At 69.7% G+C, this 14,323-nt stretch carries 8 protein-coding genes; all 8 read right to left on the reverse strand.

Features of this window, described 5'->3' with window-relative positions:
- Positions 1-40 precede the first annotated feature (40 nt).
- Genes ACIBLA_RS13450 through ACIBLA_RS13485 form a run of 8 tightly spaced genes read right to left on the reverse strand, consistent with a single transcriptional unit; the run spans position 41 to position 14,250 of the window.
- A complete protein-coding gene (locus ACIBLA_RS13450; protein WP_399198611.1) occupies positions 41-937 on the reverse strand; it encodes a beta-glucosidase in 897 nt (298 codons plus the stop codon).
- Entirely contained in the window at positions 934-1,884 is a 951-nt protein-coding gene (locus ACIBLA_RS13455; RefSeq protein WP_363240905.1) for a hypothetical protein, read from the reverse strand. Before ACIBLA_RS13455 ends, ACIBLA_RS13450 begins: the two co-directional genes overlap by 4 nt.
- A complete protein-coding gene (locus ACIBLA_RS13460) occupies positions 1,881-3,329 on the reverse strand; it encodes an alpha-L-fucosidase (protein WP_363240903.1) in 1,449 nt (482 codons plus the stop codon). The genes ACIBLA_RS13455 and ACIBLA_RS13460 overlap by 4 nt, the downstream gene beginning before the upstream one ends.
- Positions 3,329-5,488 carry a GDSL-type esterase/lipase family protein gene (locus ACIBLA_RS13465; protein ID WP_363240902.1) on the reverse strand — a complete coding sequence of 720 codons (2,160 nt, stop codon included), beginning with the start codon at positions 5,486-5,488 and terminating at the stop codon, positions 3,329-3,331. The genes ACIBLA_RS13460 and ACIBLA_RS13465 overlap by 1 nt, the downstream gene beginning before the upstream one ends.
- Before the next feature lie 9 nt (positions 5,489-5,497).
- Positions 5,498-6,718: an SGNH/GDSL hydrolase family protein gene (locus tag ACIBLA_RS13470; protein ID WP_399198613.1), complete on the reverse strand. Its 1,221-nt coding sequence runs from the start codon at positions 6,716-6,718 to the stop codon at positions 5,498-5,500.
- A 10-nt stretch (positions 6,719-6,728) separates the two neighbouring features.
- Positions 6,729-8,723, reverse strand: coding sequence for a glycoside hydrolase family 31 protein (locus ACIBLA_RS13475; protein ID WP_399198614.1), 1,995 nt, complete (start codon positions 8,721-8,723; stop codon positions 6,729-6,731).
- Between the two features lie 11 nt (positions 8,724-8,734).
- A complete protein-coding gene (locus ACIBLA_RS13480) occupies positions 8,735-12,385 on the reverse strand; it encodes a beta-galactosidase (RefSeq protein ID WP_399198615.1) in 3,651 nt (1,216 codons plus the stop codon).
- Entirely contained in the window at positions 12,382-14,250 is a 1,869-nt protein-coding gene (locus ACIBLA_RS13485) for a glycoside hydrolase domain-containing protein (RefSeq protein ID WP_399198616.1), read from the reverse strand. The genes ACIBLA_RS13480 and ACIBLA_RS13485 overlap by 4 nt, the downstream gene beginning before the upstream one ends.
- Between the last annotated feature and the right edge of the window lie 73 nt (positions 14,251-14,323).

A 14,323-nucleotide genomic window follows, 5' to 3' on the forward strand; every position in this document is an offset into this window, starting at 1 on the left:
GGTTCTGCCGGGCCACGGCCGGTCCGGTCGCACGCTCGGATCAGGCGACGGTCATCGCGAAGATGTGCAGGGCGGGGACGCCGCTCGTCAGGCCGTCGCTGACCTTCGGCAGGACGACGGAACGCAGTTCCTTGTCCTCCAGACCGACGCCGAAGGTGTAGAGGCTGACCGGGTTGTTGTCCTGACCCGCGGGGACGTTGCGGTACGGCAACACCACCGCGGCCGACGCGTCCGCCGCGTACCAGTCGGGGACGTCGACGGAGAAGTCCTGCTCCGTGCCGTCCGCGTACACGACTTTCCCGGGGCCCTTGCCCGTGCCCCAGGTGCAGGTGCCCAGGAAGGCCAGCCGCGTGCCGGTGCCGGACAACCGCACGGTCTGCCCGGAAGACACCACGTTGTCCCTGGCGCCGGGTTCGGTGTCCGGCCAGATGAAGGCGGTCCCGCCGTACGTGACCGAGGCGCCCGGGGTCAGCCCGGCCGCCGCCAGCGCCTCGGCGGACAGGCTGGATCGTGAGGCATCCATGTCGGCGGTGGTGGTGGCGTCGTCGGAGGAAATGGCCGCGTTGTCGAAGGCGCTTGCCAGCGACCGGTACGGCAGTTTCAGCGACGAGGTCGCTCGGGTGCAGTCGGACCCGTCCTCGTGCACGTCGAAGAGTGCGTGCGCGAGGAACGGGACCACGCCCTCGGCGTCGTCGGGCAGCCGGGCCTTCCAGGTACGGGTCACCGACGTGCCGGGCGCCATCTTGCCCAGGTGGGACGACGCCTGGCCCGCGCCCCCCACGGCGAGATACAGCACCGTGCCGCCCAGCACGATCTCCGTGGTGTTGGTGAGCCTGGCCGTGAGTGTCACCGACTGGCCCGGCTCAGGGGCGGCCGGTTCGAAGGTGAGCGAGACGGGCGGGGCGAGGAAGTCCTCCTCGGGGCGGTAGGGGCTCATACGTCCTCCACGGAGAAGCGGTCGAAGACCGCGCGTACGGTCGTACCGGGGTAGTTGGCGTTGACGGCGCCGGCCACCACCCCGGCGTCCATGGCGCCGCTCGCCGACGGCACCGTCACCCTCGCGAGCTCGGTCCAGGACAGCTCGTTGGTGGTGCTGTACGCCGTGTACGTGGTACCGGAGCGCACCAGCCGCAGCCAGGCCGGGTGCGTCGAACCGCCGCCGCCCGCCCAGGTGTCGAGTCTGCCGTCGCCGTCGCTGTCCGTCATGAACTCCAGGCCGAACCGCAGCGACATGGTCAGCACCGCGTAGCCGCCCTTCTCGGGCGCGGTCAGATCGTTGGCGACGGCGATTCCGTACTTGGCGGAGGGGTTGTCGGTGCCGGTGAGGCTGACCGTCTTGACCTGCACCACACTGGACTCGGCGGCGGAGCCGGGGAGATGGATGATCCCCTTCTCGTCGGTACCGCCGGACAGGTCCCGGCCGCCCGCCCAGATCACCAGCTGGGTGCCGTACTGCCCGAACGCGGCGTCGTCGGTCGTGGCGAACGTCCGGTACGGGTCGCGCACCCCGTTGGGCTCGTAGGGCACGGTGACCGTCTTCGACGACCGGGCGCAGTCGCTGCTGCTCCCGTCGACGTCGAAGATCACGTGCGCGGTGAACGACACGTTCCCGGCCACGTCGGACGGCATCTCCGTGTCCCAGCTCCGGGTGATCTGCGCGCCCCGGCGCAGGTCGCCGAGCGGGATGGTCTCCGCCGCCGCGCCGGCGCCGGGGTCGATCAGATGGAGCACGGTGTTGCGCAGTGGGAAAGGGCAGTCGTTGGTGAGGACCGCGGTGGCCGTCACCGCGTCACCACCGGCCGGTTCGGCCGGCTGCGTGGTGACGGTGAGCGTGGGCCCCAGGGTGTCGAACTCGGTTCCGGTACGGATTCCCACGCGGCTCACCGGTCCCAGTCGACGGTGAAGACGTTGGCGATGTCGCTGGGCAGGGAGTGCGGGACGGTGATGTGGATCTTCCCGTCACGGCGGGTCCACCGCAGCGCGCCGCTCTTTCCGAGCAGTTGGATCCGCGACGTGGCGCTGATCGGGATGTCGCCGGGCACCGAGACGGTGCCGCTGGGCGCACCCAGCACGATGATGTTGAACTTGCCCGGGGAGACGGTGTAGCGGATGCCGAGCGGACTGCCCTCCTCCTCCGCCCGGACCCAGGGCGTCGACCCGTAGACGGCGGGGCCGTTGACGTCCAGCCAGGCGCCGATGTCACGCAGCCGCCCTTGCATGATCTCGGGGATCGTGCCGTCCGGCCTGGGACCGATGTTGAGCAGTAGATTGCCGTTCTTGCTGACCACGTCGGCGAGCAGTTGGATCAGGAACGCCGAGGTCTTGTAGTCCTCGTCCGGCTCGTGCTTGTTGTAGCCCCAGGAGTAACCCATGGTCATACAGCACTCCCACTTCTGCGGGTCCATCGTGGGGTTGGTGCGCTGCTCGTACGTCGCGAAGTCGAAGTGGGTGTCGAACCGGTCGTTGATCACCACACCCTTGGGATACGTGCGGTTCTTGGCCTGGTTGTAGTAGTGGGCCAAGGGTTCTTCGCTGCGCCACGGCGGGTCGCCGGCGGGCCGGAACCACTGTCCGTCCGCCCACAGCAGCTCCGGGTCGTAGCGGTCGATGATCTCGTACAACTGCTTGAGCTCGTAGTCGCCGACGTAGTCCTCGACCGGCTTGTAGCCGACCATCGGGATTTCCTCGTCGGTGTAGAAGTTGCGCATCGGCCGGCCGATCGCCGGGTTGAAGTACTCGCCGAGCGAGTAGTACAGGCCGGGCCGCACGGTGCCCCGCTTGCGGGCCGCGGTCATCAGCTCACCGACCAGGTCGCGCTTCGGGCCGTACGCCATGGAGTGACGGTCCGTCACCTTGCTGGGGTAGAGAGCGAATCCGTCGTGGTGCTTGCTGGTCAGCGCGAAGTACTCGGCGCCCGCCTGCTCGAACAGTCTCACCCAGGAGTCGGGATCGTACTTCTCGGCCTTGAACTGGGGGATGAGGTCGTCGTAGGTGACGCTCTCGCCGTAGGTGTCACGGTGGTACTTCCACTCGGCGGAGTCCTTGCTGCTCTGGTACCACAGGTACCACTCGGAGGCGCTTTTCGGCGTCGCGCCGCCGATCACCGAGTAGACGCCCCAGTGGACGAAGATGCCGAACTTGGCGTCCTTGTACCAGCGCGGCACGGGATGGGTGTCGAGGGATGCCCTGGTGGGCTGGTAGTCGGGGATTCCCGAGGCGCCCGGCGTCGCACCTCGGGCGAGGGCCTGGGCGGTGCCCGGTGGGGCGAGCAGCACCGCGCCGCCGAGGGCGGCAGCGGTGGTCATGAAGTTTCTGCGGCTGACTGCCATCAATAGGCCTCTTTCTCGTCGGTGGAAAAGGCGTCGAACAGTGCGGTCGTGATCTGGCCGGGGTAGTTGAGGTTGACCGCGCTCGCGACCAGACCGGCGTCGCCGGTGCCGCTCGCGGAGGGAACGGTGGCGGTGGCGACCTGCTGCCAGGCGGTGCCGTCGGAACTGGCGTACGCGGTGTAGGCGGTGCCGTCGCGGACGATCTTCAGCCAGGCGGGGTGGTACGAACTGCCGCCGCCGGCCCAGGTGTCGAGCTTTCCGTCACCGTCGCTGTCGGTCAGGAACTCCAGCCCGTACTGCGCGGACATGGTGAGCACCGCGTAGCCGCCGGCCTCGGGCGCGGTGAGGTCGTTGGCGACAGCGATACCCGCCTTGGCGGACGGGCCGCTGCCGGTCTGACCGACGACCCGGGCGGTCACGGTGCCGGACGGCGGCGCGGCGTCGGCGAGGTGGACCGCCGCCTTCTCGTCCTTCCAGCCGGACAGGTCCTGCCCGCCCGCCCAGAGGGCGAACTGGTCGCCGTTCTGCGCGTACTGGGCCTCTTCGGTGGTGGTGGCGGTCGTCAGATACGGCGCCCGCACCCCGGACGGAGCGGGGGTCACTGTGGCGTCCACGCTGTCGGAGTCGCGGCGTGTCCGGCCGTCCTGGACGAAGGAGGTGCGTACGCCGATCCGGTGGGTGCCCCAGACCGCATCGGCCGCCGGCGTCACCGTCCAGGTGACCTTGGTGCTGTCGCCCGGGGCGAGGGAGCGTACCCGCGCGCTGCCGGCCGGTTCGGCGGACCAGCCGTCGGGGAGATCGAGGCGAGTGCTGACCTCGGTGACCGCTGCGGTGCCGGTGTTGGTGACGGTCGACGTGACCTCCGTGCCGTCGCCGCCGGCTTGCAGGGTCGGCCGGTACGGGGTGAGCCGCACGCGGGCCGACGGGCAGTCGCGGCCCGCTCCGAGAGTGGTGAGGTCGACGGCGTCGGCGAAGGCCTTCATCCCGGTGTCGTTGGGGTGCAGATGGTCACCGGAGTCGAACGCGGCGGCGTAGCGGGTGGGGTCGTCCGGGTCCCGTACGGCCTTGTCGAAGTCGGCGTAGTCGTCGAAGACGCCGCCGTCGCGGACGAACGTGTTGACCTTCTGCCGGTCGGCCTCCTTGGCCTCGGTCCACCAGTCGCCCCAGCCGCGATACGGCACGACCGTCGCGCCGATCACGCGCAGCCCGCGGGCGTGGGCGCGGCGCACGATCTCCTTCATGCCGTCGATCACCTGATCACCGGTGGCGCCGCCCCAGCTGAGGTCGTTGACACCCTCGAACAGGACCACCGTCCGGGCGCCCGGCTGCGACAGCACGTCGCGCTCCAGCCGGTCGAGCGCCGACGGGTTGCCGTCGGCGCCTGCCGTGATCCGGTTGCCGCTGATGCCCTCGTTCAGCACCCCCGCGGTGGACGAGCAGGCCGCCAGCCGGCCCGCCAGATAGTCGGGCCAGCGCCGGTTGGCGTTCGAGGTGGAGGCCGCGCCATCGGTGATGGAGTCGCCGAGCGCCACCACGGCGCCCGCCGTGTCACCGCCCTGTACGTCGACACCGGTCAGGAACGGGAAGGTGGAATCGGTCTTGGTGAAGGCGTCCCCGGCGGCGTCCGAGGCGTGGTCGCCGCCGCCGTCGGGCGTCCAGTAGACGGTCTGGAGACCCATCCAGTGCTGGCTGATGTGGGTGAGCCGGCCGGGGAAGTACAGGCTGACGACCAGATCGCCGCGGGCGGGCACGGTGAGCCGGACCTGATCGCTGGCCGCCTGCTCGCCGGCCGCGATCGTCACCTCGTTCTTCCCGCCGAACCGCAGCTTCTGCGGCTTCGTGACGGCGGAACCGCCCTCACGAAGGCCGACGGTCGCGTGTCCGATCGTCACCGGCTCCGTGGTGAAGTCGTTGGTCAGGCGGATGCGTACGCTCGACCCGCCGGCGCTCACCCGCACCGGTATCCGAACCGTCACCTCGGAGGTGCCCGGGTCGTACGCGGCGTGCTGCGCGGTGGCCCACGTCCCCGTCCACCCCTGCTGTGTGGTCTCGGCCGCGGCCGGTGCCACCGGAAGCAGGGCTGCCACGCCGGCCGCCAAGGCTGTGGCCAGGGCCGCCCATCTTCGGTGTCCACGCAGGTGTTCAAGCGTTCTGGCCACGGGTCCTCCTCAGGAACACGCGCGGCCGAGGCCGAGCGCGGTCAGGTCGATGGAGTCGGCGAACGCCTTCATCCCGGCGTCGTTGGGATGCAGATGGTCACCGGAGTCGTACGCCGCGCCCAGCCGCCGCGGGTCCGCCGGATCCCGGACCGCCCGGTCGAAGTCGGCGTGGTCGTCGAAGACCCCGCGGGAGTCCCGGACGAACGCGTTGACCTGCTGCCGCCGCGCCTCCGTCTCCTCGGTCCAACCGCCCCAGGTGAAGTCCTTGTACGGGGTGATCGTGGCGCCGACGACCCGCATCCCGCGCTGGTGCGCCCGCTCGGCGATCTCCGTCATCCCGGCGATGATCTGCTCGGCACTCGCCCCGCCGAGATCGTTGATCCCCTCGAAGAGGATCAGGGTCCGCGCCCCCGGCTGGGAGAGCACGTCCCGGTCGAGCCGGTCCAGGGCCGAGGGATTCGTCGCGGTCCCGGCGGTGATCCGGTTGCTGGTGATGCCCGCGTTGAGCACTCCGGCGCCGGGCAGGCAGGCGTTCAGCCGGGCGGACAGCAGGTCGGGCCAGCGCTGGTTGGTGTCGGCGGTCGAGAAGGACCCGTCGGTGATCGAGTCGCCGAGCGCCACGACCGACCCGGTCCTCGGCGCGGTCACGTCGACACCGCTGAGGAACGGCCAGCTCGTGGTGGTCCAGGTGTAGGCGTCGCCGGAGGTGTCGGCGGCGTGGTCACCCGCCCCGTAGTCCGTCCAGTACACGGTCTGCTGCGCCCACCAGTGATCGGTGATGTGCGTGACCTGGCCGGGCAGATGGAGACTGACGACCAGGTCGGCCAGGGCCGGCACGGCGAGTCCGACCGGGTCGCTCACAGCCTGGCCGCCCGCCGGGATGGTGACCTCGCGCTTCCCGCCGAACCGCACGTCGTACGGGCGCGCCACGGCGGAGCCCCCGTCGCGCAGGCCCACGGTCGCGTGCCCGATCGTCACCGGTTCGGTGGCGTAGGCGTTGGTCAGGCGGATGCGTACGTATGAGCCGCCGACGCTGGTGTGCACCGGCATCCGTACCGTCACCTCGGACATCCCCGGGACCTCGTAGTGCTCACTGGCCGCCGTCGCCCAGGTCCCCGTCCACCCGCGCCGATCGTCCTGCTGACCGGCTTCGGCGGGCGCCACCGTCCCGGCCACGAGGGCCGAGACCGCCAGGAGCAAAGCGGCGAGCCTGCCGCGTATCCCGTGCATCTGACGCCCCTTACCGTTCCGCGCCGGTGCGCTTGAGCGCCTCGTACGCCTTGGTGGCGTCCTTGGCCCTGAGGTTCACGAACGCCGGGGTCACTCCGAGCGGAGCCGCGTATCCCTTGAGCGTCACGGGGCCGCGGACGACCTCGCCGTTGGTGACGTCACGCCACGTTCCGGTGGGCAGGAAGACGTCCCGGGTGGTGCCTTCGTCGAGCTTGGGCGCGGCCAGCACGGCCGGGCCGAGCATCCACTCGTCCGTGACCGTGTAACTCGCCTCGTCCTTCGGGAAGTCGAAGAACAGCGGACGCATGATCGGATCACCGGTCTTCAGGGTGTTCCGCACCTGATCCCAGATGTACGGGGCCAGCCGCTCGTGCGTCGCGATGGCCGACCGGAAGAGGTCGACCGTCTCGCCGTCGTAGCCGATCCACTCGCCGGTCGTCGCGTCCCGGACCCCGGTGGGCGAGGTGGAGGCGTACATCAGCGGCATCAGGGAGGCCGCCTGTGCCCAGCGGGCCAGGACCTGCTTGGTGGGCGGCGGGTAGCTGAGCGAGCCGCCGATCATGTCGGACTCGACGAAGGGGTAACCGATCGTGGAGACCGCCAGGTTGGCCGAGACCGCGGCGCGCAGCCCCCCGAAGGTCGTCGGCTTGTCGGCCGTACGCGTGGCGAAGCCCTTCGCCTGCGCGGCGTTCCACGCGACCCGGAGCCCGGCTCCCTGCTGGTCGAACTCGTCCGCCAGCTCGGTGCCGTACTTCACGTAATCGGCGCGGGTGGCCTCCGGATAGGGGGCGCACCGGTCGTCGAAGAAGGCGGTGTCGAACTTGAAGCCGGCGACGCCCAACTCGCTTGTCTGCGCCTTGAGATCGTCGGTGTACCACTGCCGCGCGGCGGGATTCGCCAGGTCGATCAGCCCGGTCCGGCGGCCGTTCCACCAGGTGAACAGGCAGGGTTTGGCCGGGTCGGACGGGTCCTTCAGCAGATACCCGTTGTCGACGGCTTCGGAGAAGTTGGCGGCCGTCTCGGGCATGTAGAGACCCGTCCACATGCCGAGGTCGAAGCCGAGGGCGCCGAGTTGCCTGGACAGGGCGGGCAGATCGGGGAAACGCTCGCCGAAGTCGGAGGCGATCACGCTCTCCTCGATCTGCACCGCGTGCCCGCCGAGCCCTGCGCCGGCCAGCGCACGCGCCCAGTCGAGGACGTTCTCCTGGGTCTGCTCACCGTAGAGCTGCGCCCAGGAGTTCCACAGCGGGGTGGCGTACTGCTCGTAGGGGGTGTCGGAGCGCTCGGGCTTGCCGACCAGCGCGATGTGGTCGCGGTACACCTCGGCGGGGGTGTCCTCGACGAACACCGTGGAGGCGGAGGGGCGTTCACCGGTGACGGTGAACTCGCCGAGCCCGTTGCCGCCGGAGTTGATCCGCACGTCCATCGGGTCGTTCGTGTCCGCCCGCAGTCCCGTGGCACTGGACGTGTACCAGAAGGGGGAGACCACCTGGTACGAGGCCGGGCTGAACGCGGTGTCCACCACCTGCCCGGAGTCCAGCGGCCAGGGCTGGACGGTCTGGTCGCTGTTCTCGCCGTGGCCGTACCAGTGCCCGGCGCTGCTGAGGTCGTACGCCGTGCTGAGCGCGTCGGCCTGTGCGCCCGACAGGGACCAGTTCATGTCGTACCGGTCGGAGCGCAGGGTGATCCGCAGATCGACGGTGACGTCGGGCAGGTCGGTGGCGGCGGTGACGCGCAAGGAGTTGCCGTCACGGGTGCTGCCGGTCACCTCCCGGACGATGTGCCAGTCGCCGCCGATCCGGAACCGGAAGGCCGAGGGCGCGGTGGCCAGCACGGTCCGGCCCTCTTTCACGGTGGTGACGGTCAACCGGTCCATGGCGACGCGCAGTTCGTAGGCGGGTGTCGTGAAGGTGATCGGCCCGGAGTCGGCCGCCGCCGGGGCCGTGCCGAGCAGCGGGGCGGCCAGGATCAGCGCCGCCGAGCCGCAGCGGACGGTTCGTCTCACGGTAGGCGTCATCAGGCACCGCCGCCGCAGGTCAGCTTGGCGTCGGCCCAGTCGGCGTGGTCCGTGGAGACATCGCCGTCCCCGTCGACCAGCAGGTCCAGCCAGCGGGCGTCGGCCACATCCACGTCGATGGCGGTGCCGCCGTCGGAGCCGCGCACCACCGGGGTCGTGGTGAGGGAGCGGCCGTCGGCGATCACCTGGAAGGTGACGCTGCCGTTGTCGCCGACCTCGTCGTCCAGCCCGGCGGTCGCGGTGAACCGGGTGCAGCCACCGCCGAGATAGACCCGGATCTGGCTGTTCGCGTGAACACCGAGGCCCTTGGTGTACGTGGTGCGGCCGATGCTCAGGGGACGACCGTCACCCGCCGGGTTCTCCCCGTTGGAGGCGTCCTTCTCCACCGGTCCCCAGCCGTTGACCGCCTTGACCAGGGTCAGGTCGCTCACATAGGCGTCGGCGGACAGTCCCGGCGGTGGCACCTGTACGGCGCGTACACCGGTGACCGTGCCCGGACGGCCGGGCTGGGTGAGCTTGGCCGTCGCGGACAGGACGGCGTAGTGGACCGGATCACCCGGCGGGGTGACGGTGTACTCCGCGGTCACCGTGTCGCCGGGCCGGACCTGGCCGAAACGGGTGGTGTCGTCGGTGGTCGCGGTCCAGCCGTCCGGGACCTTCAGCGCCAGCTGGGCGTTCCAGGCGGTCGGCGCGTCCTTCGGCACGCTGAGGGTGACGGGGACCTTGGCGGCGGTGCCGGTGCCCAGGAACGGCTCGGCGTCGACCGTGACGTGAGCGCCCGCGGCCGGCATGGCGTAGGCCTTGGCGTCGTACGAGGGCGCCGCCACCGTACCGACGTTGATCCCGCCCGCCGAGGCGCCGAGGTCGACGAGCTTCACCGAACCAGGGCCCGCGTCGGCCTCGGTGGACCACACGGCCAGGGCGATGGTGTTGTTGCCCTCCTCACGCAGGAGGCCCTTGGGGATGACGAACCGTGTCTGTGGTCCGGTGTCCGGCAGATAGCGGCCGATCAGCCAGCCGTTGACGAAGATCTGGGCGCGGTAGCCGGTCTTGCCCCCGTCGGCTTCGGCGAGATCGAGTGCGAGCGCGTTGTCCTGGCCCTGCGGCAGGTCGAGCGGGGCGGAGGTGCGGTACCAGCGCACCCCGGGCCCGGTCTTCCCGGCCTGCCCGGAGAGGGTGGTGCTCTTCCAGCCGCCGTCGGAGAATCCCGGCAGCGACCAGCCGGCCCGCTCCCCGTACAGCCCGCCGTTGTTGTACGGCCCCCGGGCGGTGTCGACCGGGTCCTCGCCGCCGCGGCTGCCCTGGATCTTCCAGGTGAGGGTGGAGGCCCCGCCGATCACCTCGGCGCCGAGCAGACCGCGCGGCTCCTTTGAGTAGTCGTGGCCCCATTCCTCGTTGTGGCCCGCGTTCTCCACGAGGACGGAGAGGACGTTGTCCCCGACGTCTCCGCCGGCCTTCAGAGTGCCCGCCGGGATGTCGAAGGTGTGCGCGCCGCCGCCGGAGCTGCCGAGGTAGCGGCCGTTGAGCCAGACCGCGTACTGGCCGGTGTTGCCGGTCTTGGCGTCGAGTGCGAGCGCGGTCGCGGCACCGGTGGTTCTGAACCGGCCGCGGTACCAGACGTTGCCGTGGTGGAAGCCGTACTCGTCCATCGCGAGGACCGGCAGCGACCCGTCCAGCTCCGGGTTGTTGGCGGTGAGGTGGTCGGCGGTGATCCAGGTGGAGTCGTCGAAGCCGGGAGCGGCCTCCGGCGCCTCCTCCTTGTACTTCCACGTCGTCAGCGCGGGCAGCTCGACCGGGAGCGGTGCCTCGGTGACGGCGACATCGCGGCCGTTCCAGGTCACATTCCTGGCGTCCGCGATGACCTCGATCCTCGCGGCCCTGGTGGAGTCACCGGTCAGTTTCAGGGTGCCGTCCGCCTGTTCGGCCGTACGGAGGAGGGAAGGGCCGCGTACGAGGACCGGGCCCTCGTCGGTGTCCTGCCGCCACCAGTGGGCGGTCTCGGCGGTGTCGGCGATCAGCAGTTCCATGCCGTTCACCAGCACGCGGGCCAGGCCCTTGTGGGTGTAGTTCAGGCGCAGGTCACCGCGTTCGGCGTCCCAGGTGGTGGTGACGTCGCCGTCGAGGACGGTCACCCTGGGCCGCTCGGCGTACCGCAGCACGGTCTCGCCGGCCTCGCCCTCACGCCCGTACAGCAGCGCCACGTCCCGGTCGCCGATCCGGGCGTGCGTCATGATCTCCGAGGTGGAGTAGACGAGCCGCGTCGCGCGCAGGTCGTAGCCCGCCACGAGGAGTTTGGCGTCCCGGCCGTCGACGGTGATCCCGCCCTGCTGCGGTACGCGCGGGTAGTCGCCGTCCTTGCCCGAGAGGGACAGGGTGGTCTCGTCCTTGTCCTTCACGCGGGTGTCCGCGTGCCGCACGGTGAAGAACTGGGTGCCGTCGTCGGGGTTGACGCGCCGGTCGATGCGCAGGGCGTCATCGGAAGGAGTGGGCGCCTCGGCCTTGTCGGTGCGCGCCAGTGAGGTCACCGAGTTGACCATGTACCCGAGCCGCTTGAACTCCTGGTATTTATCGGTCAGTTGGCGGGACTCGTTGATCGGGGCCCCATAGTCGTAGGACGTGTAGACCGCGTTCGGGTCGGCGAGCCAGCCCCAGTTGGTGCCGCCGTACGTCATGTAGAAGGACTGGCCGCTCACGCCGGCGGCGATGTTCATCTTGCTGAACACCCGGGTGAAGTCGGGGCCGGTGAGCTTCGCGCAGTCCTGGTATCCGGTGCCGCCCCAGGGGTCGAAGGCGCCGCCCTGTGCCTCCGGGATGATCAGCGGGGACTCGGGCTTCCACTCGTTGACGTACGAGTAGTCGGGCAGGTTCTTCCAGGTGTCGGGGTCCTTGCAGTCGAAACCCTGCGGGTAGGCGTCGAAGCCGTAGATGTCAGGGGCGCCCTTTCCGCTCACCCAGTTCCTGTTGGCGCCACCGTCGTTGACGAACGTGGGCACATCGATGCCGTCCTCCTTCGCCCAGTCGATGAGGGTCTGCATGTAGTCGGCGTCCTGACGACCGCCCTGATACTCGTTCTCGACCTGATACAGAATCACCGACCCGGTGCCACGGGTGAGCTGGTGGCGCGCGATGATCGGGTTGATCCGGCTCATCCACTCCCGGGCCGCTTTCATGTACTCCGGCTCGGAGGTGCGATTCACGCCGGCCTGCGTCTTCCGCCAGGCGGGCATACCGCCGCCGGAGACCTCCGCGTTGATGTACGGACCCGGTCGGGCGATCACATACAGGCCCGCGCGCTCGGCCTCGTCGAGCAGACGCTCCACGTCACGGGTGCCGGTGAAGTCGTAACTGCCCGGCTTGGAGGAGTGGTAGCCCCAGTCGAAGTAGAGCGAGACCGCGTTGAATCCGCCCGCCTTGATCTTCTGCAGCACATCGCGCCACGCGTCGGGGCTGGGCAGCCGGAAGTAGTGGAACTCGGCGCCCCAGACGTACAGGGGTGTGCCGTCGACCCGCACGGAGTACTGGTCGTACGTGACGGTGTGCCGCGCCTGGGCCTGCTGCTCCGCCTGGGCCGGTATCGCGACACCCGCACCGGTCAGGGGCATGACAGTCAGCGCTCCGGCGAGCAGCAGAGATCTCCACTTGCCTTTCATGAGGTCAGCCCCTTCACGACTGCCGCCCGCGCGGCCTCGATGTCACCCACGTCCTTCGTCCGGCCGTCGAGGTTCCGGGTCGCGGTGGTGAGCGCCTCGGTCAGCGCGTCGCTGTCGGTGCCGCCGTCCTTCTTCCTTAGCTGGGCGATGAGTTCGTAGTCCTCGATGCCCTCCTTCAGCTGTTCCCAGCGGATGCTGGACATCGGGCCGTCCTTGGCCGGGTAGACCAGGTACTCGTCGCCCTGCGTGAAGATGTGCACGGGCTGCTTGAACGGGTCGCTGGTCCAGCTGTTGTACGACCAGCGCAGAAACCCGTCCAGATTCCGCTGGGCGGAGATCCAGGGCAGCATCCGCGACTCGACGGCGGGCGAGAACGACAGCGTGTTGGGGTGGGCCGGCGAGCCGTACACGTAGAAGGTCGTGATCTTGCCGGCCTTGCGCCGCTCCTCAACCTTCTCCTTGGTCATCGCGTCGATGCCGCCCCAGTCGACGGACAGGTTGGACGCGACGCCTTCGGTGTTGATCGAACCTGCCACCGAGATGCGGTCGTCGAAGGCCGGCGCGACCTCGTGGACGAAGTCCTTGACCACCGTCATGGTGTCGATGGGCCGCTCGTCGAAGGACAGCCATGTGTTGTCCAGCCAGCCCTTCGCCTTCAGGTGCTGCTCGAAGGCGGGCAGGAACGCTCCCCATGCCTCCCGCCAGCGGTCGCCGCCCAGATCGACGTTCTCGTAGACGGTCTTGCCGGTGCTGGTGTCGGTGTAGGTGAGGTGCTCCTGGTCCTGGAAGGCCAGCATCGAGAAGGCGCCGATGTCGGGGCCGAGCCCGGACCTCTTGGCTGTCTCGACGTACTTGTCCCAGCGGGCGAAGTCGAAGGCGAACGAGGACCCGTTCCACTTCCAGCCGACCATGCTGGAGTACGGGGTCGCGGTCTGCGATTCCCGCGTGCCCAGCGACCATTGGTGGTGCCAGGGGTTGTCGACGATGGTGGTGTTGATGACCTTCTGGCCGCGCGAGGCCAGGTCTCGGTTGTACTTGTCGATCAGCTTCCAGTGCTCGTCGGACCAGAGCTTGACGCCGTGGTTCTTGGCGATCGTCTCCGGCTGCGCCCACACGTCGAGGAAGAAGCCGTAGTCCCTCGGGTCGGGCACGCTCGCGTCGGCGACCTCGATGGTCAGCGGGTAGCTGGTCTGGGTGCGGCCGTCGGCGTCGACCTTCACCGTGCCGGTGTAGGTGCCGGGCTCGGCCGTCTTGGGGATGTGGAAGGTGAACCACAGCGGCTGCGCCGCGTACGCGGGCACGTCCACGGAGGTCCGCTCCTCGAGTGCGTCGCCGACCACGTCGGGGTTACGGTCGCCGGACACCTCCTTGCCGGAGCTGACCTGGTCGATGGTGGCGGACCAGTCGACCTCGCTCTTGGACCGCTGCACCGGTATGTACTTCACGAACCGCACCTGAGCGTCGTCGCCGGACAGCTTCGCTCCGCCGGGCCCGGTGAGATCGCCGACCACGGCCTTGACGTCGTCGAGGTTCTGGCCGGAGGCGATCGCCAGTTGCGCCGAGACCTGCTCGTTGCGCACGGCGGAGAGGGCCAGCTCCTTGGTTTCCCTGCCCTGGACGGCGGTCATCGGGTAGCGCGGCACCCGTTCCTCCGCGGAGCCGGCGAAGGAGCCGGTGGGAACCCAGGTGATGGTGTCCCTGGTGCCCATGGCATCGGCGACCTTGACGGTCAGCCAGGTGGTGGTGGCCTTGGAATTGACGTCGGTGCCGGTGGTGCTGGTGCCGGTGACGGCGATCGCGGTGGTGCTCGCGGCGACGACGACGCCGGCGACGAAGCCGGCGACAGTTGAGGACGTACGTGCCATGGGGATGGGTTCCCTCTCTCACAGCTTGGCGGGGAGTGGCCCCGGCAGGTCCCAGGGGAGTGGGAGGCCTGCC

The organism is Streptomyces sp. NPDC050433, assembly GCF_044458565.1.
In the GTDB taxonomy this organism is placed as follows: Bacteria; Actinomycetota; Actinomycetes; order Streptomycetales; family Streptomycetaceae; genus Streptomyces.